The 25662-nt window shown below is 66.6% G+C and carries 25 protein-coding genes; 7 read left to right on the top strand and 18 right to left on the bottom strand.

The window, feature by feature from the left end; translation table 11 throughout:
- From ACM1PE_RS02140 to cobA, 5 genes are read right to left on the bottom strand one after another with little or no spacing between them, the layout of a single operon-like run.
- Positions 1-486, bottom strand: coding sequence for an Lrp/AsnC family transcriptional regulator (locus ACM1PE_RS02140; RefSeq protein WP_419342477.1), 486 nt, complete (start codon positions 484-486; stop codon positions 1-3).
- On the bottom strand, positions 479-1477 hold the full coding sequence (locus ACM1PE_RS02135; RefSeq protein ID WP_419342476.1) for an AsnC family transcriptional regulator: 999 nt from the start codon (positions 1475-1477) through the stop codon (positions 479-481). The genes ACM1PE_RS02140 and ACM1PE_RS02135 overlap by 8 nt, the downstream gene beginning before the upstream one ends.
- Positions 1467-2636 (bottom strand): cytochrome D1 domain-containing protein, encoded by a 1170-nt coding sequence (locus ACM1PE_RS02130; protein WP_419342475.1) that lies wholly within the window; start codon positions 2634-2636, stop codon positions 1467-1469. Before ACM1PE_RS02130 ends, ACM1PE_RS02135 begins: the two co-directional genes overlap by 11 nt.
- Positions 2637-2643: 7 nt before the next feature.
- The gene (locus ACM1PE_RS02125; RefSeq protein WP_419342474.1) at positions 2644-2991 is read right to left on the bottom strand and encodes a c-type cytochrome; all 348 of its coding nucleotides are present in this window, start codon (positions 2989-2991) and stop codon (positions 2644-2646) included.
- Complete coding sequence (gene cobA / locus ACM1PE_RS02120; RefSeq protein ID WP_419342473.1) at positions 2970-3761, bottom strand: uroporphyrinogen-III C-methyltransferase; 792 nt, start codon at positions 3759-3761, stop codon at positions 2970-2972. The genes ACM1PE_RS02125 and cobA overlap by 22 nt, the downstream gene beginning before the upstream one ends.
- A 238-nt stretch (positions 3762-3999) precedes the next feature.
- Here cobA and ACM1PE_RS02115 point away from each other — a divergent pair, with 238 nt between their 5' ends.
- Positions 4000-4437: a universal stress protein gene (locus ACM1PE_RS02115; RefSeq protein ID WP_059375544.1), complete on the top strand. Its 438-nt coding sequence runs from the start codon at positions 4000-4002 to the stop codon at positions 4435-4437.
- A gap of 25 nt (positions 4438-4462) precedes the next feature.
- Here the strand turns inward: ACM1PE_RS02115 and ACM1PE_RS02110 are convergent, their stop codons facing one another.
- From ACM1PE_RS02110 to ACM1PE_RS02095, 4 genes are all read right to left on the bottom strand, one after another.
- The gene (locus ACM1PE_RS02110; RefSeq protein WP_419342472.1) at positions 4463-5389 is read right to left on the bottom strand and encodes a hydroxymethylglutaryl-CoA lyase; all 927 of its coding nucleotides are present in this window, start codon (positions 5387-5389) and stop codon (positions 4463-4465) included.
- A gap of 23 nt (positions 5390-5412) precedes the next feature.
- Positions 5413-6372 carry a Bug family tripartite tricarboxylate transporter substrate binding protein gene (locus ACM1PE_RS02105; protein ID WP_059375549.1) on the bottom strand — a complete coding sequence of 320 codons (960 nt, stop codon included), beginning with the start codon at positions 6370-6372 and terminating at the stop codon, positions 5413-5415.
- A gap of 70 nt (positions 6373-6442) precedes the next feature.
- A complete protein-coding gene (locus ACM1PE_RS02100) occupies positions 6443-7651 on the bottom strand; it encodes a CaiB/BaiF CoA transferase family protein (RefSeq protein ID WP_419342471.1) in 1209 nt (402 codons plus the stop codon).
- 170 nt (positions 7652-7821) lie between these two features.
- Positions 7822-8742, bottom strand: a complete 921-nt coding sequence (locus ACM1PE_RS02095) for a LysR family transcriptional regulator (RefSeq protein WP_059375554.1) — start codon at positions 8740-8742, stop codon at positions 7822-7824.
- 106 nt (positions 8743-8848) lie between these two features.
- Here ACM1PE_RS02095 and ACM1PE_RS02090 point away from each other — a divergent pair, with 106 nt between their 5' ends.
- Positions 8849-9937 (top strand): RDD family protein, encoded by a 1089-nt coding sequence (locus ACM1PE_RS02090; protein WP_419342470.1) that lies wholly within the window; start codon positions 8849-8851, stop codon positions 9935-9937.
- 23 nt (positions 9938-9960) lie between these two features.
- Positions 9961-11496, top strand: coding sequence for a tetratricopeptide repeat protein (locus ACM1PE_RS02085; RefSeq protein ID WP_419342469.1), 1536 nt, complete (start codon positions 9961-9963; stop codon positions 11494-11496).
- A 9-nt stretch (positions 11497-11505) separates the two neighbouring features.
- Here the strand turns inward: ACM1PE_RS02085 and ACM1PE_RS02080 are convergent, their stop codons facing one another.
- The gene (locus ACM1PE_RS02080; RefSeq protein WP_306633977.1) at positions 11506-12438 is read right to left on the bottom strand and encodes a LysR substrate-binding domain-containing protein; all 933 of its coding nucleotides are present in this window, start codon (positions 12436-12438) and stop codon (positions 11506-11508) included.
- Positions 12439-12522: 84 nt separating this feature from the next.
- Between ACM1PE_RS02080 and ACM1PE_RS02075 the strand changes: the two genes are divergently transcribed.
- The 3 genes from ACM1PE_RS02075 (at position 12523) to ACM1PE_RS02065 (ending at position 15400) form a co-directional block, all read left to right on the top strand.
- The gene (locus ACM1PE_RS02075; RefSeq protein WP_306633979.1) at positions 12523-13446 is read left to right on the top strand and encodes a carbon-nitrogen hydrolase family protein; all 924 of its coding nucleotides are present in this window, start codon (positions 12523-12525) and stop codon (positions 13444-13446) included.
- A gap of 523 nt (positions 13447-13969) precedes the next feature.
- Complete coding sequence (locus ACM1PE_RS02070) at positions 13970-14659, top strand: glutathione S-transferase family protein (protein ID WP_059373836.1); 690 nt, start codon at positions 13970-13972, stop codon at positions 14657-14659.
- A gap of 177 nt (positions 14660-14836) precedes the next feature.
- Complete coding sequence (locus ACM1PE_RS02065) at positions 14837-15400, top strand: PIN domain-containing protein (RefSeq protein WP_419343811.1); 564 nt, start codon at positions 14837-14839, stop codon at positions 15398-15400.
- Between the two features lie 15 nt (positions 15401-15415).
- Here ACM1PE_RS02065 and ACM1PE_RS02060 read toward each other — a convergent pair whose 3' ends face one another.
- The 4 genes from ACM1PE_RS02060 to rpsO all read right to left on the bottom strand — a co-directional run bounded on the left by ACM1PE_RS02060 (position 15416) and on the right by rpsO (position 20121).
- Positions 15416-16633 (bottom strand): threonine ammonia-lyase, encoded by a 1218-nt coding sequence (locus ACM1PE_RS02060; RefSeq protein WP_059373834.1) that lies wholly within the window; start codon positions 16631-16633, stop codon positions 15416-15418.
- 13 nt (positions 16634-16646) lie between these two features.
- The gene (locus ACM1PE_RS02055) at positions 16647-17309 is read right to left on the bottom strand and encodes a hypothetical protein (protein WP_410469166.1); all 663 of its coding nucleotides are present in this window, start codon (positions 17307-17309) and stop codon (positions 16647-16649) included.
- 289 nt (positions 17310-17598) lie between these two features.
- Positions 17599-19761, bottom strand: a complete 2163-nt coding sequence (pnp, locus tag ACM1PE_RS02050) for a polyribonucleotide nucleotidyltransferase (protein WP_059373832.1) — start codon at positions 19759-19761, stop codon at positions 17599-17601.
- Between the two features lie 90 nt (positions 19762-19851).
- Positions 19852-20121 carry a 30S ribosomal protein S15 gene (rpsO, locus tag ACM1PE_RS02045; RefSeq protein ID WP_006223612.1) on the bottom strand — a complete coding sequence of 90 codons (270 nt, stop codon included), beginning with the start codon at positions 20119-20121 and terminating at the stop codon, positions 19852-19854.
- A 312-nt stretch (positions 20122-20433) separates the two neighbouring features.
- On the opposite strand from rpsO, the gene ACM1PE_RS02040 reads away from it, so the two are divergent.
- Complete coding sequence (locus tag ACM1PE_RS02040; RefSeq protein WP_419342468.1) at positions 20434-20952, top strand: hypothetical protein; 519 nt, start codon at positions 20434-20436, stop codon at positions 20950-20952.
- 65 nt (positions 20953-21017) lie between these two features.
- Here ACM1PE_RS02040 and pssA read toward each other — a convergent pair whose 3' ends face one another.
- From pssA to ACM1PE_RS02020, 4 genes are all read right to left on the bottom strand, one after another.
- Entirely contained in the window at positions 21018-21791 is a 774-nt protein-coding gene (gene pssA / locus ACM1PE_RS02035) for a CDP-diacylglycerol--serine O-phosphatidyltransferase (RefSeq protein ID WP_059373830.1), read from the bottom strand.
- 179 nt (positions 21792-21970) lie between these two features.
- Complete coding sequence (gene ilvC / locus ACM1PE_RS02030; protein ID WP_013391929.1) at positions 21971-22987, bottom strand: ketol-acid reductoisomerase; 1017 nt, start codon at positions 22985-22987, stop codon at positions 21971-21973.
- Positions 22988-23063: 76 nt separating this feature from the next.
- Positions 23064-23555, bottom strand: coding sequence for an acetolactate synthase small subunit (gene ilvN / locus ACM1PE_RS02025; protein WP_054450173.1), 492 nt, complete (start codon positions 23553-23555; stop codon positions 23064-23066).
- A gap of 11 nt (positions 23556-23566) precedes the next feature.
- Complete coding sequence (locus ACM1PE_RS02020; protein WP_255423500.1) at positions 23567-25336, bottom strand: acetolactate synthase 3 catalytic subunit; 1770 nt, start codon at positions 25334-25336, stop codon at positions 23567-23569.
- Positions 25337-25662 lie beyond the last annotated feature (326 nt).

Genomic DNA, 25662 nt, shown 5'->3' with positions numbered 1-25662 from the left:
TCAGACCTCCAGCTTCATTTCAAGGAAGTACTCGCGTTCCTTCGGAAACGCCAGCACGGGCAGGCCCGTCTCCTGTTCGATCGCGCGCAAACAGGCAGCCACATCGGCGGGATCAGCCGCCGCCAGCACGAACCACATGTTCAGCGCATGCTCGCGGCGGTAGTTGTGCGCAACCTCGATCCGGCGGTTGACCAGAGCCACGACCCGCTCCCATTGCGCCTGCGGTACGGCCATCGCCGCCAGGCAGTACGCACCGCCAGCGCGCTCGATCTGGAACAGCGGGCCGAAGCGGCTCAACGCGCCGCACTCGCGCAAGCGGGCCACGCGCGCGATCACGGCGTCTTCGTCCAGCCCCAGCGCCCGCGCGACGTCCGCGAACGGACGCGGGCTGATGGGAAAGCCGCCCTGCAGGTGGTTGATCAGCTTGCGGTCGGCAGCGTCCAGCGCCAGCGGCACGCTCGCGGCAATGTTCTTGGGCCTAACCATGCGCCGCCTCTTCCGGCACGAACCTCGCGCCGCGCTGCTTGAAGCACCTGGTCGAAAACAGCACCGCATGCGGCCAGGCATTCAGTCCGAGCCGGCCGGCGATGGCATCGCGCAGCGCCCGCACCGCTTCCCGCTCCTTGCCGTGGATCATGCAGAAGAGGTTGTAGGGCCACTGCGGCAAGCGCCGCGTGCGCCGGTAGCAGAGCGTGACGCCGGGCTCGGCACCCAGCCGCTCCCCCAGCGCATCCACCCGCGCGTCGTCCACGTTCCAGACGCACATCGCATTGGCGCGAAAACCCAGCTGGCGATGCCTGAGCACCACGCCGAAGCGACGGAACAGGCCTGCACGCAGCCAGCGCTCCAGCAGGCGCAGCGTCTCGTCTTCATCCAGCCCCGCCGGCAGCCCCAACCGGCGATAGGGTTGCGCGCAAAGGTCCAACCCATTCTGCACGGCGTGGAGCAAGACCTCTTGCGCGCTGCCGGCGGGCGGCAGCGCGGCTGGACTGCCGCCGCGCTGCGGCGCTGCGCGTTGTTGTGGCGTACTCAGGCTGAAACCCAAGTCGATGTGGTACTCGGCCTCCATGGGCAAGGCCAGCGGCTCGCAGCCGGTGTCTTGCCCGATCCGCGCCAGCAAGCGCGCCAACGCGCCAGGCGTGCGGCAGGCGGCCACAAACCACAGGTTCAGCGCATGCTCGCGCTCGTAGTTGTGATTGACCTGCGGCAGACTGCTGACGTAGGCGGCGACCTGATCCACGCGGCCGGCCGGCACCCGCATGCCCACCAGCGCGCTGGCGAAACAGGACTGGTGCAGCACCGGGCCGATCCGGCTCACCGCGCCCGCTCGCTGCCACAGGCGAAAACGCGCCAGCACCGTGTCTTCATCCAGGCCGACGCGCTCGGCCAGCAAGGCGTAGGGGCGCGAGACCAGCGGGAAGTCGCGCTGCCAGCCATCGAGCAGACGCAAATCGGTAGCGGACAGCTCAGAATCCAATGCGGCCGCTCCTGTTGGTGAAGAAAATGCCGCTGGGCTTGGGAATGTCGAGCGTGGCGCCGCGTTGCAGCGTCCGGGTGTCGTACACCACGACCCGGTCATCGTCGCGTGCCGACAGCCATACCGCCTCTCCGCGCGGCGTGAACTCCATATGCAGCACGCCGCGGCCCGGCGCCAGCGTCCGGACCACGGCCAGGGTGTCGGTGTCGATGACCTGCACCTGGCCGTTGTCGGGCACCGCGAAGTTGACCCAGACACGGCGGCCATCGGGCTGCGCCATGACGAACACCGGCTGGCCCAACGTGGCGATGCGGCCGGTTTCCTGCCAGGTGGCGGTATCCACCACCAGCACCTCGTGCCTGCCGATGGCGGGCAGGAACAGCCGGCCGCCCGCCGCGCTCCAGCCTCGCAGATGGGGCATCTTGTAGACCGGCAGCGCTTCCTCGCCGCGCCCATAGCCCTGCAGGATCTTGCGCACGCCAGCCTCCGGATGCCAGAGGTCCATCATGGCCAGCGCATCCTCGCCAAACAGCCCGGCGATGTAATAGCGGCCGTCAGGGGTGACGAGCGCATCGTAGGGTTGACGGCCGGCCTCATAGCGCTGCGTGGCCGGGCGGGCGGGGTCCGACAGATCGGTGATCCAGATCTCGCCCGCGTCGAACAGCGCGTAGGCGAACTTCTGTCCGGGCAGGTCCGCCAAGCCGACCACTTTGGAACGCTTGCCCGGCACATACTCGGCCGGCACTTCGCTGATCTGGCGCAAGGTCTGGGCATCGAATACCTTGATGCCGCCAGGCGTGTAGTTCTGCACCACGATCAGCCGGCCGTCCTGCGAAATGGCGCCGCCGATTGCATTGCCGGACTGGATGATGCGGCGGTCCAAGCGCCTCCGCAGCAGATCCACCTTGCTCAGCCCGCCGTCGCGGCCGAAGACGTAGCCGTAGCGGCCATCGCGGGAATAGGCGATGTGCGCGTGGGAAAGATCGCCCAGCCCTTCGACCCGCGCCAGCCGGGTCTGTCCGCTGGTTTCGACGATGGAGACGGCGCCATCGGCACGCTCGATCACCATGCCCAGGTCGTTGGTGCCGCGCGGGTCGGTAGCCGCTGCGCAGCCGGCCAGCGCAACGGCGGCCAGGACAAGCAGGAGTCGCAGTTTCATGAATCCTCTATTCCTCAGGAAAGCCTTGGAGCAGGCGCGCGGCGATCCAGGTGGCTTCATCGGGCGCAAGCACGCCGCCCCACCCTGGCATGGCGGTCCCCGGCAGGCCCCGCAGAATCGCCTGTTCGAGATAGGCCGGCGGCTTGCCGGCAAGCGCTTGCGGCGTCAGCGCCGGCCCCAGGCCGCCACTCAGGCGCAATCCATGGCAGGAGCCGCAGTCCTGCCGCACCAGGTGGATGAGCCGCTGCCGATCGGCGGGATCGAGGTCCGGCGCCGCCTGCACCTGGCCCGCCGCCGCGCCCAGCCCCGTCCAACAGGCCAGCGCCAGGCATGTCAGGCCGCGACCGGGGCGCATGGCTCGGCCGTGTCACGCAACAGCAGCTGTCCCGCCGCGGCGGCGGACCATGCCCGCTGCGCCAGACGTACCACGTCGCCGACCACCAGCAGCGTGGGCGGCTTGAAGCCGGCCACCAGCTGCGGAATCTGGCGCAAGGGGGCCACCGTCCAGTCCTGGGCTTCGGTGGTGCCGGAATGAACCAGCGCGGCCGGCGTATCGCCGCCACGCCCATGCCGCTGCAAGGACGCGACGATCTCGGCGGCGTTGGCAACCCCCATGTAGAACACCAGGGTACAGGTGGGATCGACCAGCGAACTCCAGTCCAGTTCAAGACCAGCATCGTCCCGCAGATGGCCCGTGATGAAACGCACGCTGGCCGCCAGGCCCCGATGCGTCAAAGGAATGCCCAACGCTGCCGCGCAGCCATTGGCGGCGCTGATGCCCGGCACGACCTCAACCGGTACGCCATGCCGGGACAGGAACAGCAGTTCTTCGCCGCCCCGGCCGAAAATGAACGGATCACCGCCCTTCAAGCGCACGACGCGGGAGCAAGACCCCGCCAGCGCCAACAGCAACTGATGGATGTCTTCCTGCCGATGCCGGCAGTCGCCCACCATCTTGCCGACGTCATGGAATTGTGCGGCGGGATTGATGAGGGGCAGGATGCCGGCGCCCACCAGCCGGTCACAGACCACGGCATCGGCCTGCTGCAACAGCCGCAAGGCGCGCACCGTCAGCAGCTCGGGATCGCCCGGACCGGCGCCAACCAGGTAAACCGTTCCGCTCACTACTCCCTCCCTTGCAGCCGCGCTGCGCAAATAAGGCTTCAGGAGGAAGTGTAGGTAGCGGGATGGCGACGCGGTAGGTACGGTCCGTGCCGCCGCCATGGGTGCGCCGGCCGCGCCCAGCGCATTTTCCTCGCGATTCGCCGAGAGCCGCCACAAGGCGTAGTATGAGGACAGCCGCTGTTCACGCTCCTAGGGCCGCGCGCACTCGCGCCGCCCTCCCCACCCTCAGGAGGTAGTCATGTACAAGCACATACTCATCCCCATCGACGGATCCGAACGCTCATATGCCGGCCTGGCGCAAGGACTGGGCCTGGCCAGCGCCCTGGGCGCAAGCGTCACGGTGCTGACGGTGTACAGCGCCTACCGCCCCACTTCCATGGAAACGGTGCATCTGGAAGGGGTGCATACGGAGTATGAGCGCGAGGCCAAGGAGCTCGCCAGGTCGTACCTGTCGCAAGCGGCCGCGCAGGCCACCGCCGCCGGCGTGTCCTGCACCACCGAAATGCGCGAAAGCAATAACCCGGCGCAGACCATCATCGATATCGCCATGACGCAAGGCTGCGACCTGATCGCCATGGCCTCGCGCGGCCATGGCGGGCTGGCGGCCGTGCTGCTGGGCAGCCAGACGCAGAAGGTGATGGCGCATTCGACGCTGCCGGTGATCGTCTACCGCTAGCGCCGCCCCCTTTCCCGGACTTGCGCTAGACCGGGACGCGCGCCCGATAGGTCTTCGGTATGCCAGCGGCGGCCACGCCGCTGCGCAGGCTTTCCTGCGGCAGCGCCTGGGCCAGCAAGGGCCGCGCCTGCAACAGCCGCGACAGATCCACGCCCGTGCGGTAGCCCATGCTTTCCAGCATGAAGACCAGGTCTTCGGTAACGATGTTGCCCGACGCGCCAGGCGCGAAGGGGCAGCCGCCCAAGCCGCCCAGGCAGGAATCGAAGGCGCGGATGCCCTCGTCCAGCCCGGCCAGCGCATTGGCCAGGCCCAGCCCCATCGTGTCGTGCAGATGCAGCTTGACCAGCCGCGCGCCCACGGCGTCCTGCGCGGCGCGCACCGCATCGCGCACCAGCGCCGGATGGGCATAGCCCACGGTGTCTGCCAGCGCGATCTCGTCTGCGCCTGCCAACGCGGCGGCGGCGGCCACCTGCGCGACACGGCGCACCGGCACCGCGCCTTCGAGCGAACAGCCGAAGGCGGTGGCGACCGCCGCATCGATGCGCATGGGCCGCGGCTGTGCCCGCGCCCAATCGACAATGGCGGCCATCACCTCCACCTGCGCGTCGGTGCCCTTGCCCACGTTGGCGCGGCTATGCGTGTCGCTGACCGAGACGGGAAACGACAGCGCGTGCGCGCCTGCCTCGTAGGCGGCAATGGCGCCCTTGAGGTTGCAGACCAGAGCGACGACGGTCAGCCCGTCGATCTTCAGGACCTCGGGCAGGACGGCGCCCGTATCGGCCATCTGCGGCACCAACCGCGGCGACACGAAGCTGCCCGCCTCGATCTCGCGCAGGCCGGCATCGGCCAGCTGCCGGATCCAGCGCAGCTTATCGGCCGCGGACATCATGCCCTTGGCCATCTGCAGCCCGTCGCGCGGACCCACTTCGCAAAGCCTGATTTCCTGGTTCATGTGCTGTCCTTTTCCCGGCCCGCCTACTGCTGCACCACGATGCCCGCGCTTTCGATGGTCTGGCGCGCCTTGGCGATATCCGAATTGATCAGCGCGGCAAACCGTTCGGTGGACACCGGATCGGTTTCCAGGCCTTGCGCGGCCAGCGCCTCCTGCACGTCCTTGCGCGCCAGCAGCTTGTTGAAGTCGCTGTTCAGGCGCGACACGATGGCGGGCGGCGTCTTGGCCGGAGCCAGCACGCCGTAGTAGGTCACCACGCTGAAATCCTTGTAGCCCAGCTCCGCGACCGTGGGCACCTCCGGCAGCGCCGGATTGCGCTTGGGGGAGGTGACCGCCAGCGCGCGCACCTTGCCGGACTTGATCAGCGTGGCCGCCGACGAGATCGAAGAGCCCGCGAACTGCAGATGCCCGCCCATCAGGTCCGCCAGCGCCGGCGCCGAGCCCTTGTACGGCACGTGCTGCATCTTGAAGCCGGCCGCGTGCTGCAGCATTTCGATGGCGATGTGCACGCCGCCGCCCGTGCCCGAGGTGCCATAGGAGATCTTGTTCGGATCCTTCTTGGCGGCGTCGATCACTTCGGGCAGCGTCTTGTAGGGCGAGCTGTCCGACACCAGCAGCACCATGGGCGTGGTGGCCACCAACGCCACCGGGGCCAGGTCCTTGACCGGGTCGTACGATACCTTCATCAGCAGCGGAATCAGGGTGACGTTGTCGGACTGGCCGATTACCAGGTCGTAACCCTGGGCAGGCGAACGCGCCGCTTCGGCCAGGCCCAGCGCCGTACCCGCGCCCGGCTTGTTCTCGGGGATGACGGACCAGCCGTTGAGTTCATGCAACTTGGTGCTCATCAGGCGACCGATGTAGTCGGTGCCCCCGCCCGGCGTGGACGGGATGATGATGCGGATGGGCTTGCTGGGGTAGTCCTGGGCGTGTGCGGCACAGGCGGCGGCCAGCGCGGCCACCGCGAACAGTTTGCGGATCATCTTGTCTCCTCTTCGATGGAAGTCTTGGCGGTCTGCGCCGCCTCGACCGATATCGGGCGCTACCGCCCGTTCATGCAATGACGCCTGCGCTGCGCAGGGCCTCGACGCGCGCGGCATCCCAGCCCAGACCCTGCAGGATGGCCTGCGTGTCGCCGCCCTGCCGCGGCGGATCGGAACGCTTGCCGGCCTTCAGGCCGTCGAACTCGATAGGCAACGCCGCCGCGGATATCTCCCCGCCGTCCGGCAGCCGGGTCTTCAGTAGCGCGCCGCCGGCGTTCAGATGCGCGTCGTCCAGCAGGTCGTGCGGCTGGCGTATCGGGCCGTACGACAGGCCGGCGGCTTCCAAGGCCGCGCAGAGTTCGTCGGTCTTCCAGGTCTTCAGGATCTCGCCCACGCCCGGCACCAGCCAGGGCCGCGCTGCCTCGCGGTCGACGGCGGTGGCCAGGCGCGGATCGGCGGCCCATTCGGGCGGCAGGAATTTCTGCGCGAAGTTGCGCCATTGCGCATCGCCCACCACGGCGACGAACACGCGACCGTCGGCGGTCTCGAACACGTCGTACACGCCCCAGGGCGGCCGGCGTTCCGCCCCCATGGGCTTGGGCGCGGCGCCCGTCAGCTGGTACTGCGCGATGAACTGCGCGACCAGCAGCAGATTGTTCTCGAACAGGCCGGAGCGCACGTGCCTGCCGCGCCCCGTGGCGTGGCGGTCGTGCAGCGCCGCCAGCGCGCCCACCACGCCGAAGGTGCCGCCCAGGATGTCGTTGACCGAGGCCGCCACGCGCTGGGGCGAGTCCGCGCCGCCGTTGATGTAGGCCAGCCCGCCCATCATCTGCACCACTTCGTCCAGCGCGGTGCGCTGCTTGTAGGGACCGGACAGAAAGCCCTTGAGCGATACGTAGATCAGCCCGGGGTTCTCGGCCGACAGCGACTCATAGTCCAGCCCGTACTGGGCCAGGCTGCCGTCGCGAAAATTCTCCACCACCATGTCCGCCTGCAAGGCCAGCTGGCGCACCACGGCCTGCCCTGCGCTTGCCTTCAGGTCGATCGCCAGGCTTTGCTTGTTGCGGTTGAAGACCGGGAAGTAGCCGCTGCCCGAGCCTTTCAGGCGCCGGGTGCGGTCGCCTTCGATCGGCTCCACCTTGATGACTTCGGCTCCCAGGTCCGCCAGCGCCAGGCCGGCCGCCGGGCCCATGATCATGTGGGACAGCTCCAGCACCTTGATGCCGCGCAGCGGCAACTCGGAGTGGTCCATGAAGGGTGAAGCCGGTGTTGCTGCCATCTGCATATCCTCGGGCCTGATGCGCTGAAAAACAGGCGGTGGCAAGATCGATGCATGCCGCCGCCCCATGCCCCCATCATCGGCGGCAAGCCGGATCAGCGGGTAGCGCTCTTTCAGCACGGGGGCATTCTCGTTTGGGAACGTCCGGGAAAGCCCTGAGCCCTGTCGTTTCAGGCGGCGTCCGCCACGCCCAGATGCGCCAACAGCACGCGGGCCGCGGGCGGCAAGGCGTCCAACCCCAGCACGGCGATGCACAAGGAAGTGCTGGACCAGGCTCCAGAAAGCGGAATGAAGCGGATGTCCAGGTTGGCGTGGCGCGCCTTGAGGTACATGGGCACCACTGCCACGCCCATGCCGCGCGCCACCAGCATGCAGATGGTTTCGTGCGAGCTGACCCGCGCGCTGATGCGCCGCGCCACGCCCGCATCCTGCGCCGCCTGCTCGAACACCGCGCTGATGCCGTTGTCGCGGTTCAGTTCGATCTGCTCGAAGGGCAGCAGCTGCGCGTAGTCCAGCGTGTCGCGGTCGGCCAGCAGATGCTGGCCAGGCACCACCGCCGCCAGGTCGCAGCGGCCGCAATTAAAGACCTGCAAACCGTCATGGCCGAAATCGGAACCCACCGCCACGTCGGCCTGACCGTCCAGCACCGCGCGGAACACCTCCTGCGTGGTGCCTTCTTCCAGCGAGATATCGATCTGGGGATAGGCGCGGCGAAAGGACTGGATCTGCGCCGGCAGTTCGCCGGACAGCGCCGCCACGCTGACCGCCAGCCGGATGCTGCCGCGCACGCCGGTCGCAAAGCCCGCCATTTCGCGGCGCATGCGGTCCATGCTCTGCAGCACCATGCGCACGTGCGTGGCCAGGGCATTGCCCGCGGGCGTGGGCTGCACGCCTTTGACCCCACGCTCCAGCAGTGGCACGCCGAAGGCGTCCTCCATTTCCGACATGCGTTTGCTGACGGCGGAAGGGACGATGTTCTCGCGGGCGGCGGCGCGCGCCAGGCTGCCCTCCTCCAGCGCCGCGAGGAACAGGCGCAGGGAGACGGGATCGATATCGCGAGGATGCGGCGAAAGGGGCTGGACGGGCTTCATGGCGGGAAGTGTCGTGCTTAGTGGCAGCGTCCTGGGATCGGGGTTTTCCCGGTAACATCCGCACTCCCCACGCTCTTGCGGCATTTCCAGGCCGCCACCGCCGCCCATGCAATGCCCCCGCTGCAACTGGCAGAATCCGGCCTCCAACACCCAGTGCTTCAGCTGCAATGCGCCGCTGGCCGCCCCCACCGCGGCCGCGCCTGCCGCGAAGGCTGCGAAGACCGCCAAGGCCGCCCCGGCCCGCGCCGGCAATGCCCCGGTCTTCCCCGGCATCTGGCCGCGGCTTGGCGCCACCGCGATCGACGCCGCCGTGATGGTCACGGCCATGATCGGATTCAGCACCGCCGCCAATCTGACCTACGAATCCCTGGCCGGCGCTGCGCGCCCCGTCCTGCTGGCCATGGCCGCCGGTTTCATCGGCCTGATGCTGCCGGCCCTGATGGACGCCTGGGCCGGCGGATCCCCAGGCAAGCGGGTGCTGAAGCTGCGCGTCGTGAACCGCAATGGCGATCACCCTGGCGTCCTGCGCGCCAGTTGGCGGCACCTGATGAAGTACGTGCTGAACATCGCGCTGCCCGGCATCTTCTACCGCATCCAGCGGACCATCTTCGGCGAACGCGCCATGCACAACTGGATCTCCGGCACCTACGTGGTCTCCAGCCAGGCGGACCCGCGCGCCATCCGGCCCGCCATCGCCAAGACCCGCTCCATCACGGGGGCGGGCAAGTTCATCTTCATCGTGCTCGGCGTGCTGGCGCTGGTCGCGGGCGGCATGATCGTCGGCGCCATCGTCATGGAGCCCAAGCAGGAAGACAATCCCCTGCGCGCCGAGGTGATCCGCCTGGACCTGGTGTCGCAACCCGTACGCATGCTGGCCGAAAACCACTACCGGCGCACCGGGGCCTACGCCCCGGACATGGCGGCGCTCGGCGTCACCCAGGAATCATTGAACAGCAGCGGCTTCAGCGCGTTAAGCCTGAATCCGGTCAACGGCGTGCTGCGCTTCACCATCGCTGGCGACCCCGGCGCCGCGGACGGGCCCACGCTCGGCGGCAAGCATCTCGTCTACCTGCCCGAACTGCGTTCCGAAAAGAAAGGCGGCGGCATCCGCCGGTGGCAGTGCGGCAGCGACGACATCCCGCGCGCCGACCGTCCCTACAGCTGCCGCCACGAAGCCGGCGCCTCGGCGCCCTAGCCCTACCCCACGGAATCCCGCGCATGTCCGCCCTGATCGAATCCATCCATCGCGCCGACGACGGCGACGAGCACGCGCAAATGCTGGCGCTGTGTGAACAAGGGTTGCGCGAACAGCCCGCCTCGGCCCTCCTGTGGGCGCTGCGCGCCCGTTATCACGACAAGCGCGGCGCCCACGCTGCGCGCCAGGCCGACCTGGATCGGGCGCTGACCCTGGACCCGCATTGCGCCGACGCCATCCGCGTCCAGGCCACCACGCGCTACAACGCCGGCGAACGACAGGAAGCCTGGCGCGTCCTGCGCGATGCCCTGCAACGCACGCCTTCGCACTTCGGGCTGCTGATGGCGCAGGCCTATCTGCTGATCAACGACCGCCAGCTGGACCAGGCCATCCAGTGTTGGACCCGCGCCGCGCAATTGCGCCCATCCGCCGGCGCGCCGCATTGCTATATCGCGTCCAACCTGGCCAACGCCGGGCGACACGCCGAAGCCGAGCCCCATTTCCGGCGCGCGACCTCGCTGGCGCCGGGCAACGGCATGTTCCTGTACGACGCCGGCAACACTTACCGCAGCCTGGGCGACCTGCACAACGCCATCGCAATGTTCGACCGCGCCCGCGCCATCCTGGGCGAGCAGAACGCCATCCAGCACAACCGCGCCTCGTGCCTGCAGGCGCTGGAACGCCACGCGGATGCCGTCGAGGAATGGACCAGCCTGCTACGGCGCGAGCCCGACTGGGACTGGCCCCTGGAAGGCAAGGCGCGGTCCCTGCACCGGCTGGGCCGCGCGGACGAAGCCGCGCCGCTATGGCGGCATCTGGACGCGCTTTCGGACAGCGGCTGGGAGGGCCGCAGGGAGCAGGCGCGCGAATACGTGCGCAGCGGCGATCCGGAGCTGGCCGAACACGCGCTGCAAGGACTGGACCCAATGAACTGCGGCGACGCCCAACTGCTGTTCGTGGCCGGCAACGCGCAACGCGACCAGCGCAACTGGGATGAAGCGCTGGCGTACTACCTGCAGGGCTACGAACTGGCGCCCGACAACGACTTCCTGCCCGGCAACGCGGCCGACATGCTGAACCGACTGGAACGCCATGACGAAGCCCTGCCGTTGTCCGAAGTGGCAATCTCGCTGGATCCGGACTGGCTGAAGTGGCGCCGCGCCCGCATCGAAGCGCTGACCCATCTGGGCCGCGCGGACGAGGCCGTGGCCGACGCCGATCGCGCCATGGCGCGCTGGCCGGACGACGGCGCCCTGCACGCCGAACGGATCAACGCGCTGATCGCCGCCAAGCGCCACGACGAGGCGCTGACTGCCTGCGACCGGCTGATCGCGATCGATCCAGACTATCGCAGCTGGGCGCTATTTTCGCGCGGCCAAGCCTACAGTGAAATGAAGCGCCACGCGGAATCCGCCATGGCCTATCGCCAGGCTGCCGCCTCCTATCAACAGAACGGCAAGCCCCAGTACCAGGAACTGTCCTTGGACAACGCCCTGGCCGCGGAGCAGGCCGCCGCCGCGCCGCGCGGCCTGCTGAGCCGGTTGTTCCGGCGCAATTAGGCCGCGCGCCTAGGCGGCGCGCTCCCATTCATAGCCATTCAGCAAAGTCAGCAAACCGCGCCTGACCACGGCCACCGCCTCATCCCGCAAGGCGTCGGCGCGCCAACCCATTTCGATGGCATAGCCCGGCATCGCCACCGGGCACGGCAGCATGCGCAGGCCGGAGGCCGCGGCCAGGCCGCGCGCCGCGTGCGCGGGCAAGGTCGACAGGGCATCGCTGCCTGGCAGCAGAAACGCCAGCGCCGAAAAATGCGTGGTCGATGCCTGCACCTGGCGCGTCAGTCCCAGCCCATGCAGTACTTCATCCACCACGCCGATGAAGCCGCCGGACGACACCAGAATGTGCTGGCGGCGGACGAATTCCTCCAGCGACAGCGAGGTCTGGCCCGGCGCCAGGCTGGCGGGGTCCAGCAGGCAGGCATAGCCGCCCTGTCCGACCGTCACGCGCTGCAAGGCCTGCGTGGTCAATCCGCCCGAGGCGATCACCAGATCGGCCTCGCGCGCCATCAGCATGTCGGCGGCCAGGCGGCTGTGGGTCTGCCGGAAAATGATGCGCAGGCCCGGCGCGCTGTCCGCCAGGGCGCGGATCGCGTCCCTCCCTAGCGCGATCTCAAAATCGTCCGACAGGCCCAGCGTGACCGAGCGGCCGACGAAGCCCGCCGCGCCCGGCCACGCCAGCGACAGGCTCTGACGGCACTTGTCCAGGGCTTCGCCGATGACAGGCCGCAGTTCGCGCGCCCGCAGGCTGGGCGTCAGCCCTCTGCCGGTGCGCGTGAACAGCGGATCGCCGTAAAGCGCGCGCAGACGGCCCAGCGCCGCGCTGACCGCCGACTGCGTTACGCCCAGGCGTAGCGCCGCGCGCCCCGCGCCGCCCTCGTCATAGATGGCCTCGAAGACCTTGAGCAGGTTGAGGTCGGCCGACTCGATATCAATCTGGTTCATATCATTTATCTCTAACCAGGATTGATTGATTTTAGGGCCGGCCGGACACTGAAGCCCCGTTGCCACGTTCCCGAGACCCTCGCCATGACCACGAAAACCGTCGCCGCCCTGCAGATCGGCTCCTCCCCCGAAGGCCGCGCCCGCACCCTGGAAGACATCCTCGCCTACGAAGGCGAGATCGCCGCCTCTGGCGCCTCGCTCGTGGTCATGCCCGAGGCGCTGCTGGGCGGCTATCCCAAGGGCGAGATCTTCGGCACCCGCCTGGGCTACCGCCTGCCCGAAGGCCGCGAAGCCTACGCCCGCTATTACGACAACGCCATCGACGTGCCCGGTCCCGAAACCGAGGCGCTCGCCGCCCTGTCGCAGCGCACCGGAGCCAGCCTGGTGGTGGGCGTGATCGAACGCGGCGGCAACACGCTGTACTGCACCGCCCTGTTCTTCGAACCCGCGACCGGCCTGGCCGCCAAGCACCGCAAGCTCATGCCCACCGGCACCGAACGCCTGATCTGGGGCCAGGGCGACGGCTCGACGCTGCCGGTCGTCGACACCGAGGCCGGCCGCATCGGCGGCGCCATCTGCTGGGAAAACCACATGCCGCTGCTGCGCACCACCATGTACGCCAAAGGCGTGGAGATCTGGTGCGCGCCCACCGTGGACGAACGCGACATCTGGCAGTGCTCGATGCGCCACATCGCGCATGAAGGCCGCTGCTTCGTGGTCAGCGCCTGCCAGGTGCAGCCCTCGCCCGCCGAGCTGGGGCAGGACGTGCCTGGCTGGGACGCCAACCGTCCGCTCATCAACGGCGGTTCGGTCATCGTCGGCCCGCTGGGCGACGTGCTGGCGGGTCCGCTGCGCGGCAAGGCCGGCCTGCTGACCGCCCAGGTCGACACGGCGGAACTGGTGCGCGCCCGCTACGACTTCGACGTGGTGGGCCACTATTCGCGCCCCGACGTCTTTTCCCTGACCGTGGACGAACGCCCGCGCCCCGCCGTGCGCTTCGTCTCCTGAACGCCCCATCGCCAGGAGTCCGTAATCCAGGCCTCTGGCCCCGGGATGGTATAGTCTCGCCCGCTGCCGGCCCTTCCGGGGCCGTGCAACGCCCGAGTGGTGAAATTGGTAGACACAAGGGACTTGAACTAATTTGAGCCCTTTGGGGGAAACTCCAAAGGTGTAGCCCGTCAAACTCGGCGAATGCCCTGGACCCGTTCCGAGCCAACGCCGAGCCAAGCCCAGGCCGCATGGCCGGGGAAGGTGTAGAGAGCAGACGGCGGGCACCTAAGGCCGCAAGGCTATGGTGAAGGCGTGCTCCAGACCACGAACAGCGCATCCGCGCTGGCGGCGAAAGCCGAAGTGGTAAGAAAATCCCTCGGCCTCGCGGCCGTACCGGTTCGATTCCGGTCTCGGGCACCACCCAGCCACAGGACAGGCGTCCCCCCTTCGTCGCAAACCGGCGAACGCCTGCCTCGTCAAACTGAAGCGCGCAAAATTCGTCCCGCCGATCTAATCTAGTCCGGTAATCAGGGAGCGCGCCATGATCACCCTCTATTCGTACCCCGGACTCTATGGGCTGGAAGACAACAACCCCTACGGCCTGAAGATCTACGCCTTCCTGAAGCTGTGCCGCTTGCCGTTCGACCATCGGCATACGCTGGACGTGCAGTCCGCGCCGCGCGGCCAGCTGCCCTATATCGCCGACGGCGATCTGCGCATCGGCGACAGCGACGCCATCATCGCCCACCTGAAGCGCCAGTACGAACTGACCATCGACGATTCCCTCACGCCCGAGCAGCAGCGGCAGGACCTGCTGGTGCGCCGCGCGCTGGACGATCTGTACTGGGTCATGTCCTATTCGCGCTGGCGCGACGACCGCTATTGGCCAATCTTCCGCAAGGCGCTGCTGGACGCCCATCCGGACGTCAAACCCGAGCAGCTGGAAGCCGCCCGCCAGTACAACTTCCAGCGCTATCATTACCAAGGCATAGGCCGTTATGCCCCCGAAGACGCCTATGCGCGCGGGATCGCCGACCTGGAGGCCATCTCCAGCCTGCTGGGCGACAACGGCTTCATGTTCGGCCCCAATCCGGGCAGCGTGGACGCGGGGCTCTATGGCTTTCTCGCCAATATCTATTTCTACGCCATCGATACCCCGCTCAAGCAGTGCCTGGTGTCGCGGCGCAACCTGGTGAGCCTGTGCAATGCGGTGCGCGCCGAACTCGGTTAGAGCCTGCCGCCCCTCTTGCGCACGGCAGCCGGCCCCGGGCCGCTTCCAAAAAAGTTATTCTTGCGCCTCGTTTTCCACGTTTCCGCCCCGCCCGCCATGCGCCGGCGGGGCTTCAGACCTCACTTGACCGCCGCTTCCTCCCCCCCGCCCTTCATCGTCCTCGACGCCTGCGTTCTCATGTCCGGCATCCTGCGCCGCCTGCTGCTCAGGCTGGCCGAGGCCGGCGTGTACACGCCGGTCTGGACCGACCGCATCGGCGAGGAATGGCGCCGCAACGCCTCGCGCATCTGGGAGATCCCGCCGGAGGTGATGATGGAACTCTGGGACGACATGAACGCGCGCTTTCCCGGCGCCCGCGAAACGGACACCCAGGTCTACGAGGCGTCCTTGCGCTACAGCGATCCCAAGGACTTCCACGTGATCGCGGCCGGCCTGGCGCGGCGCGCGCGCTGCGGCCTGCAGCAGCCGCCTGTGGTGCAGGTGCTGACCTGGAATCTGAAGGATTTCAATCGTTCCGAACTGCGGCGCCAGGGGCTGGACGTCTACAACCCCGACCGCATGCTGACGCAGTGGTGGCAGGCCGCGCCCGATGCCATCCGCGCGGCGGCGGCACTGGTGCCCGCGGACTATGTGGCGCTGGGGCGCGAGCCCGAGCCGCTGTCGGCGACACTGCACCGCGAGCGCCTGTACGGCCTGAAGAACCTGCTGGCGCGCGACGCCGCGCAGAACGGCGCCGCCTGAACCGCGCCGGCGCGCTCAGTGGTCGTGGTTGCTGGCGGCAAAGCCCGCCGCGTTCAGTATGTCGATCACTTCCTGGATGTGCTCGTGGCCGCGCGTCTGCAGCACGAAATCCACCTCGACATTGCGCACCGGCAATGACGTGAACGCGCGCTGGTGGTGCACTTCGGTGATGTTGGCCTGCGCGTCGGCGATGAGCTTGGTGGCGTGTGCCAGCGCGCCCGGCAGGTCGCGCAGGTCCACGCGAATACGCGCCAGGCGGCCTGCTCGCACCATGCCGCGCTCGATCAGTTCGCCCAGCATCAGCGGGTCGATGTTGCCGCCCGTCAGCACCAGGCCGATGCGCTTGCCCTTGTAGCGGTCACTGCCCTCTTCCTGCGCGCGCAGCAGCGCGGCCAGGCCTGCGGCGCCCGCGCCTTCGACCACCGATTTCTCGATTTCCAGCAGCACCACAATGGCGTGTTCGATATCGCTTTCGCTGACCAGCTCCAGGCGATCGACCAATTGCGTCACGATGGGCTGCGTCAGCGCGCCCGGCGACTTCACAGCGATGCCTTCGGCAATGGTGTACGCGCCCTGTGGCATGGACACGCCCTTGACGGCCGCGTACATGGACGGGAAGCGCTCGGTCTGCACACCGATGATCTCGATGCCGGGCTTGAGCGCCTTGGCCGCGGTGGCGATGCCGGAGATCAGGCCGCCGCCGCCGATGGCGACGACCAGGGTGTCCAGCTGCGGTTGGTCTTCCAGCATTTCCAGCGCCACCGTGCCCTGCCCGGATATGACCGCCTCGTCGTCGTACGGGTGGATCATGATCAGGCCGCGCTCCTGCGCCAGCTCGTAGCCGCGCGCCTTGGCGTCGTCGAAGGTATCGCCGGCCAGCACCACCTCGGCGCCGAAGCGGCGCGTGTTGGCGATCTTGACGGTGGGGGTGAAGCGCGGCATCACGATCACGGCCGGCACGCCCATGCGCTGGGCATGGTAGGCCACGCCCTGCGCGTGGTTGCCGGCGGACACGGCGATCACGCCCTTGGCGCGTTCTTCTTCCGACAGCGTCAGCATGCGGTTGAGCGCGCCGCGCTCCTTGAACGAAGCCGTGAACTGCAGGTTCTCGAACTTCAGCCAGATCTCCGCGCCGAAGATGTCGGACAGCGTGCGGGACAGGGTAAACGGGGTCTTCAGCACCTGGCCGCGCAGATTCTCGCGGGCGGTCTGAATGGAGGCGATATCGATCACGATGGAAATCCTGTTAGCGCACCGGCAGGAAATTGAACAGCAGCAGGCCCTGCGCGTAGTTGATCCCGATGCGCCGCGTGTTCTCGCCCAGCAGATTCGCGATCAGATCCAGGCGGCCGATGATGGCGCCGAATTCGCGTTCAAAGCTGAGGTTGGTGGCGTTCTGGGACATTTCGTTGGCCAGCAGCAAGGGTTCGCCCTGGGTATTGCGGCGCGACGCCAGCAGCCAGGCGGCTGCCTCGACGTTCCGTGCGGCATTGTAGACCCGCTGCCCGTCCAGCGCGTCGGTGGCGTACAGGCGGGTTTTGCCGTTGTGGGCCGCGATAATGGTGTCGGCCAGGCCGTAGATGAAAGCGCCGACCCGGTCGCCCGAATAGTTGGGGTCCAGGGACACGGCCAGGATCTGGATATCGCGCAGCCCCGCCAGGTCCTTGGGCGGGACGCGGACCTCGATGGAATGCTTGACCAGCGACACCGCCTTGGCCAGATCGGGCGCGCCGGACTTGCGCCACTCGCGCGGATTGCGGCGGTAGAGCTTGTCCAGCAGGACATACAGGCTGGCCAGGTTGTCGCGCACCTCCAGCGTGACGGTGCGGTTGAAGTCGGTCTGGCCGAACTGGTCGGCGGACATGTCTTCGCTCTTGGGACCGCCCTTGCCCGGCGCGGGGCTGCTCATGCAGCCGCTCAGCAAGGCCGCAAGCAGCGCCGCGGCACTGGCGGATCTGGCCCACGCCGTCATGCCTTGCCCATCCGTTTCCCCCTTCTTTGCCACGTCGCGCGGGCCATCCTCCGTGGTAGGGGGGGCCTCGCTCTCGCGCAAGACTTTACAGGAAGGTAAGCGCAGTTGGGAGATGTCCGGGGTCTGAAGAAGCAAGAAGATGAATCAGGACCGGCCGTCGCGGCCCAGGCCGGCGCATGAAAAACGGCGCCCGAAGGCGCCGTTTCATACTACCGGTCAAGCAGGCTTATTCAGCTTGCGGTTCCGATTGCGGGGCGGCTTCGGGGGCCGCAGCGGATTGCTGCTGCTCGATGCCGCCGATGGCCTTGATGGACAGGCGCAGGCGGCCCTTGTCGTCGGCCTCGATGACCTTGACGCGGACTTGCTGGCCGACCTTCAGCACATCGTTGATGTTGGCGATGCGGTAGTTGGCGATTTCCGAGATGTGCAGCAGGCCGTCGCGGCCCGGCAGCACTTGCACGATGGCGCCGAAATCCAGCAGGCGCAGCACGGCGCCTTCGTAGATCTGGCCCACTTCGACGTCGGCGGTCAGTTCGACGATGCGGCGCTGGGCTTCCTTGGCCTGCGCTTCGTCGACGCTGGCGATCACGATCGTGCCGTCGTCGGAGATGTCGATCTGCGTGCCGGTTTCTTCGGTCAGCGCGCGGATGGTGGCGCCGCCCTTGCCGATCACGTCGCGGATCTTCTCGGGGTTGATCTTGATGGTCAGCATGCGCGGAGCGAAAGCCGAGAGCTCGCCGCGCGAACCGTCCAGCGCTTCCTTCATCTTGCCCAGGATGTGCAGGCGGCCTTCGCGGGCCTGAGCCAGCGCCACTTGCATGATTTCCTTGGTGATGCCCTGGATCTTGATGTCCATCTGCAGTGCGGTGACGCCGTTCTCGGTGCCCGCAACCTTGAAGTCCATGTCGCCCAGGTGATCTTCGTCGCCCAGGATGTCCGTCAGCACGGCGAACTTGCCGCCGTCCAGGATCAGGCCCATGGCCACGCCGGCCACGTGATCCTTGACCGGCACGCCGGCGTCCATCATGGCCAGCGAGCCGCCGCAGACCGAAGCCATCGACGACGAGCCGTTGGACTCGGTGATTTCCGAGACGATGCGGATGGTGTACTGGAAGTCTTCCGGAGCCGGCAGCAGCGGGATCAGCGCGCGCTTGGCCAGGCGGCCGTGGCCGATTTCGCGGCGCTTGGGCACACCGATGCGGCCCGTTTCGCCGGTGGCGAACGGAGGCATGTTGTAGTGCAGCATGAAGCGGTCGCGGTACTCGCCCATGAGCGCGTCGATGATCTGCTCATCCTGCTTGGTGCCCAGCGTGGCCACGACCAGCGCCTGGGTTTCACCACGGGTGAACAGCGCGCTGCCGTGTGCGCGGGGCAGCACGCCCAGACGCACGCTGATGGGACGCACGGTGCGGGTGTCGCGGCCGTCGATGCGGGGCTCGCCGTTCAGGATCTGGCCGCGCACGATGGCGGATTCCAGCGAGAACATGATGTTGTCGACAGCAACGGCGTCCGGCGCCGCTTCGCCCTTTTCGGCGGCGGCGGCAGCCAGCTTGGCCGACACGTCAGCCGACACTTCGCGCAGCTTGGTGGTGCGAGCCTGCTTTTCGCGGATCTGGTAGGCGGCGTTCAGGCCTTCCTGGGCAGCGGCGGTGACCGCGGCGATCAGGGCTTCGTCCTTGGCGGGCGCTTGCCAGTCCCAATCGGGCTTGCCGGCGTCCTTCACCAGTTCGTGAATGGCGTTGATGACGGCCTGCATTTGCTGGTGGCCGTAGACCACGCCGCCCAGCATGATTTCTTCGGACAGCTGGTCGGCTTCGGATTCCACCATCAGCACGGCGTTTTCGGTGCCGGCGACGACCAGGTCCAGCTTGGACGACTTCAGCTGCGAGGCGGTCGGGTTGATGGCGTACTGGCCATCGATGTAGCCCACGCGCGCGGCGCCGATCGGGCCGTTGAACGGGATGCCCGAGATGGCCAGCGCGGCCGAGGCGCCGATCATGGCGGGGATGTCGGGATCGATTTCAGGATTGACCGACAGCGTATGGATGACCACCTGGACTTCGTTGTAGAAGTCTTCGGGGAACAGCGGGCGCAGGGGACGGTCGATCAGGCGCGAGGTCAGCGTTTCCTTCTCGGAGGGCTTGCCTTCGCGCTTGAAGAAGCCACCCGGGATGCGGCCGGCGGCGTAGGTCTTCTCGATGTAGTCAACGGTCAGCGGGAAAAACGTTTGACCCGGCTTGGCCTTCTTGGAAGCCACGACGGTGGCCAGGACGACGGTGTCCTCGATCGACACCACAACGGCGCCGGAGGCCTGGCGAGCGATCTCGCCAGTTTCCAGGACGACCGTGTGCTGGCCGTACTGGAACGATTTTGTCACTTTGTTGAACATGACGATTATTCCTTACAAATGAAAAACCGTGGCCGTCGCGACATACGTCGCACCGACCACGGTTGCGTCATGGGGAGCCAGCCCCGTCGATCACTTGCGCAGACCGAGTTTTTCGATCAGTGCGCGGTACGAATCGGGATTGCGGCCCTTGAGATAGTCGAGCAGCTTGCGGCGACGGCTGACCATACGGAGCAGACCGCGGCGCGAGTGATGGTCCTTCATGTGTTCTTTGAAGTGACCGGTCAGTTCGTTGATGCGGGCGGTGAGCAGAGCCACCTGAACTTCGGGGGAGCCGGTATCGCCTTGAGCGCGTTGGAATTGCGCGACGATATCGGATTTCTTGATGTCAGCTACAGACATTTATGACCTCTTCGGACATGCGACAGGGCCGAGGCGCCCTGACGTGGTTTGGAAAAATTTTGCGCGAACCTGGCGGAATTCGCTTTCTCACTGCTGCCATTGATGACTCAAACAGAAGCCTGGAACCCGGGTGTGGACGCGGTGTTTCGACACCGGGGCCTGGCACCTGGACCAGCTCTGCGGCCAGCGCAAAGGATGTTGCAAGATCAATACACTTGATAAAGCTCGATGATTATAGCTGATTCGCTAGAATTACCCCAATGAGGGCCGCCTGCCCCGCCGCAGGCCGCGATGCCACGTAAGGAGCATGACATGTCTAAATATTACAAAGGCGCCCGCCTGGTGCTGGCCGCCGCCGCATTGGCCGGGCTGGCCGCCTGCGCGAACATGGCCCAGATTCCTCCCGGCACGCCCTACGCCGACGTGCTGACCCAGTTCGGCCAACCCAACTTCGAATGCCCGCAAGCCAATGGCGGACGGCGCGTGATCTGGACGCAGCAGCCCATGGGCCAATATGCCTGGGGTACCAATGTCGGCACCGATGGGCGCGTGGGCCAGGTGGTGCCGCTGCTGACGGATGCGCATTTCAAGGTGCTGAGCGAAGGCGAATGGGGTCCCGACCGCGTGCGCTGCGAATTCGGCCCGCCCGCGCGCATCGAGGAAGCCGGCCTGGGCGAGAAGCGCGAGGTGGTCTGGTCGTACCGTTACAAGGAAAACGGGGTCTGGAACTCGCTGATGTACGTGTACATGAGCCGCGACGGCAACAGGCTGACGCACTTCCATCCCGGCCCGGATCCCATGTACGACGACGACCGGTTCATGTGGCGCTGATTCCCCCGCCCTTGAAAGACAAAACCCGCCATCCGGCGGGTTTTGTTTTTCAAGATTGCCGCCAATCACGAAGATTGGTTGCGGCGTTCCTGCGTCAGGCGGCGCGCGCGGTTCCAGCGCCAGGCCCACATGATCCAGCCCGACAGGCCGTACAGCACGAACAGGCCGAACAGCACGACCGGAGGATCGCTGGACACGAAAACGAATACGGCCACTACCAGCAGGATGCCCCAGAACGGCACGCTGCGGCCCAGGGCGAAGCTCTTGCCGCTGAAGAACGGCGCGTTCGACACCATGGAAATGCCCGCGTACATGGTCAGCGTGAACGCCGCCCAGGCCATCAGGCTGTCATGGATGGGCAGCTTGTTGTCCACGGCCAGCCAGACGAAGCCCGCCACCAGCGCACCGGCCGCCGGGCTGGGCAAGCCCTGGAAGTAGCGCTTGTCGACCACGGCGATGTTGGTGTTGAAGCGCGCCAGACGCAGCGCGGCGCCGGCGACATAGACGAACGCGGCCAACCAGCCCCAGCGGCCCAGGTCGTTCAGGATCCATTCGTACATGACCAGCGCGGGCGCGACGCCGAAGGAGGTCATGTCGGACAGGGAGTCGTATTGCTCGCCAAACGCGGACTGGGTGTTGGTCAGGCGGGCGACCCGGCCGTCCATGCCGTCCAGCACCATGGCCGCGAAAATGGCGATGGCGGCCACTTCGAAGCGGTCGTTCATGGCCTGCACGACGGCATAGAACCCCGCGAACAGTGCGGCGGTGGTGAACGCGTTGGGCAGCAGGTAAATGCCGCGGTGGCGGTTCTCGGAATCGCGCATGGAAAAATTGGGCATGGTCTCAATAACTTACAACGAACACTGAAAGGTTAACCCATCTGGCCCCGCTTGCGGGGCGAAGCAAGCCGCGTGCCCGGCCGATCGACGGGAAGCCTGCAAAAAAAAAGCGGCATGCCCTCGCAGGCATGCCGCTTCGACCCTGATTGCGCGGGGCAAGCCCCGCGCAGTGGCATGGATCAGTTCTTGGACTTGTCCACCAGCTTGTTGGCGGCGATCCAGGGCATCATGGCGCGCAGCTTGCCGCCCACTTGCTCGATCTGCGATTCCGCGTTGATGCGGCGGCGCGAGGTCAGCGTCGGAGCGCCGGCGGTGTTTTCCAGGATGAACTTCTTGGCGTATTCGCCGGTCTGGATGTCCGTCAGGCACTGGCGCATGGCCTTGCGGGTTTCGTCGGTGACGATCTTCGGACCCGTTTCGTACTCGCCGAACTCGGCGTTGTTCGAGATCGAGTAGTTCATGTTGGCGATGCCGCCTTCATAGATCAGGTCGACGATCAGCTTCAGTTCGTGCAGGCACTCGAAGTACGCCATTTCGGGCGCGTAGCCGGCTTCCACCAGCGTGTCGAAACCAGCCTTGATCAGTTCGACGGTACCGCCGCACAGCACGGCCTGTTCGCCGAACAGGTCGGTTTCGGTTTCTTCGCGGAAGTTGGTTTCGATGATGCCGGCACGGCCGCCGCCGTTGGCGCTGGCGTACGACAGGGCCACGTCACGCGCAGCACCCGACTTGTCCTGGTACACGGCCACCAGATGGGGCACGCCGCCGCCTTGCTTGTAGGTGTTGCGCACGGTGTGGCCCGGGGCCTTCGGGGCGATCATGATGACGTCGATGTCTTCACGCGGCACGACTTGGCCGTAGTGCACGTTGAAGCCGTGGGCAAACGCCAGGGCGGCGCCGGGCTTGATGTTGGCGTGCACTTCCTTGTTGTAGACCGAGGCGATGTTCTCGTCGGGCAGCAACATCATGACGATGTCGGCGGACTTGACGGCGTCGGCGACTTCCTTGACTTCCAGGCCGGCGTTGGCGGCCTTGTTCCACGAGGCGCCGCCCTTGCGCAGGCCGACCACGACCTTCACGCCGGACTCATGCAGGTTCTGCGCGTGCGCGTGGCCTTGCGAGCCGTAGCCGATGATGGCAACAGTCTTGCCCTTGACCAGGGAGAGATCGCAGTCTTTGTCGTAGAAAACTTTCATGGTTGTGCTCCAGATTCCAGTATTTTGGATATTTGTTTAATTCAGATGTAGGGTGCGGCTTGGCCTGGAAGGCCGGTCAAATCTTCAAAATCCGTTCACCGCGTCCGATGCCGGACACGCCGGTGCGCACGGTTTCAAGGATTGCACTGCGGTCCAGAGCCTCCAGGAAGGCCTGTACTTTTTCCTGCACCCCGGTCAATTCGATGGTGTAGGACTTGTCGGTCACGTCGATGATGCGGCCGCGGAAGATATCCGCCATGCGCTTCATTTCCTCGCGCTCCTTGCCGACCGCGCGCACCTTCACGAGCATCAGCTCGCGCTCGATGTGCGCGCCTTCGGTCAGGTCGACGACCTTGACCACATCCACCAGGCGGTTCAGGTGCTTGGTGATCTGCTCGATGATCTCATCGGAACCGGTGGTCACGATGGTCATGCGCGACAGCGTGGAGTCCTCGGTAGGCGCCACGGTCAGGGTCTCGATGTTGTAGCCCCGCGCGGAAAACAGGCCCACCACGCGCGACAGCGCGCCGGGTTCGTTTTCGAGGAGGACGGAAATCACGTGCTTCATGGGTGGCCTCCTTACAGGTCTTCAGAGCCAAGCAGCATTTCGGTCAGCCCGCGGCCGGCCTTGACCATCGGCCACACGTTTTCGGTGCGGTCGGTGATGAAGTCCAGGAACACCAGGCGATCCTTGTGCTTCTTGAACGCTTCGCGCAGCGCCGGCTCGACGTCCGCCGGGCGTTCGATGCGCAGACCCACGTGGCCATAGGCCTCGGCCACCTTGACGAAATCGGGCAGCGAATCCATGTAGGACTCGGAGTAGCGCGAACCGTAGTCGATCTGCTGCCACTGCCGGACCATGCCCAGGAAGCGGTTGTTCAGGCAGATGATCTTCGGCGTCAGGCGGTACTGATGGCAGGTCGACAGTTCCTGGATGTTCATCTGGATGGAGCCTTCGCCGGTGATGACGGCGACGTCGTGTCCAGGATTGGCCATCTGCACGCCCATGGCGTACGGCAGGCCCACGCCCATGGTGCCCAGGCCGCCGGAGTTGATCCAGCGGCGCGGCTTGTCGAACTTGTAGTACTGCGCGGCCCACATCTGGTGCTGGCCCACGTCGGAAGTCACGAAGGCGTCGCCGCCAGTCACTTCCCAGAGCTTTTCCACCACGAACTGCGGCTTGATGACTTCGTCAGAGTTGGCGAACTTCAGGCATTCCTTGCCGCGCCAGGACTCGACCTGCTCCCACCACTTGGCGATCGGGGCGGGCTTGTGCTCGGCTGCAGCAATGTCGTACTGCGCACTGAGGTCGGCCAGGACGTCCTTGACGTTACCGACGATCGGGACATCCACGCGCACGCGCTTGGAGATCGACGAGGGATCGATATCGATATGGATGATCTTGCGCGCGTTCTGGGCGAAGTGCTTGGGGTTGCCGATCACGCGGTCATCGAAACGGGCGCCGATGGCCAGCAGCACGTCGCAGTGCTGCATCGCCATATTGGCCTCGTACGTGCCGTGCATGCCGGGCATGCCGACGAACTGGCCGCTGCTGGCCGGGTAGCCGCCCAGACCCATCAGGGTGCTGGTGCAAGGCGCGCCCAGTTGCGACACGAGCTTGTTCAGCTCGGGCGCGGCGTTCGACAGAATGACCCCGCCGCCCGTGTAGATCATGGGCCGCTCGGCGGCCAGCAGCATCTGCACGGCTTTCTTGATCTGCCCCTGGTGGCCCTTGTTGACGGGCGCGTAGGAGCGCATCGAGATCTCGCCCTTGGGCGGCGTGTACTTGCACTGCGCGATGGTGATGTCCTTGGGGATATCCACCAGCACCGGGCCGGGACGGCCGGTGCGCGCGATGTAGAACGCGCGGCGCATGGTTTCGGCCAGGTCCTTGACGTCGCGCACAAGGAAGTTGTGCTTGACGCAGGGACGCGTGATGCCGACGGTGTCGCATTCCTGGAAGGCGTCCTCGCCGATGGCCGCAGTGGGCACCTGCCCGCTGATGATGACCATGGGGATGGAATCCATGTAGGCGGTGGCGATGCCGGTGACGGCATTAGTCACGCCCGGTCCGCTGGTCACGAGGCAGACGCCGACCTTTTGCGACGAGCGCGAATAGGCATCGGCGGCGTGCACGGCGGCCTGCTCGTGACGAACCAGGATATGCTGGAATTTGTCTTGCTTGAAAATCGCGTCGTAGATGTAAAGCACCGCGCCGCCGGGGTAGCCGAAAACGTGTTCCACGCCTTCATCGGCCAGGCAGCGCACGACGATATCGGCGCCATTCAGTTCCATGTTGTCATTCCTTTCAGTACCGGCCCTGCAACCCTGACTGCTGCTCGCCCGGATACGGCGGCAACTGAACCCATACCGGTCCCGACAACATGATCCGGCGCTTTGCGGCTCACGGAGCCACGCCACCCGGACACCTTGCCGACCCGGCACACGCTCGACAGAACGCAGTGCAAACGCCCCTTGGGGACGCTGGAGGTCGAAATGGAAGCCTTGGCAACACACGCTTGTGGCGCGGCCAACGGCAGGTGTAACTGCTGCGGGATGGCTGGGAGGTGACCCTGGCAATCCGCCTCAACGCACCGGTTTCGGATAGGCAGACCGATGCAAGTGGAGCAATTTACCGCGTTGCGTCAAAGGTAGCAAATCGACCTTTCCCGCAG

It is taken from the genome of Achromobacter sp. PD1, assembly GCF_048541815.1.
GTDB classification, from domain to species: domain Bacteria; phylum Pseudomonadota; class Gammaproteobacteria; order Burkholderiales; family Burkholderiaceae_B; genus Achromobacter; species Achromobacter bronchisepticus_A.
This window is presented reverse-complemented; position numbering and strand designations above follow the sequence as displayed.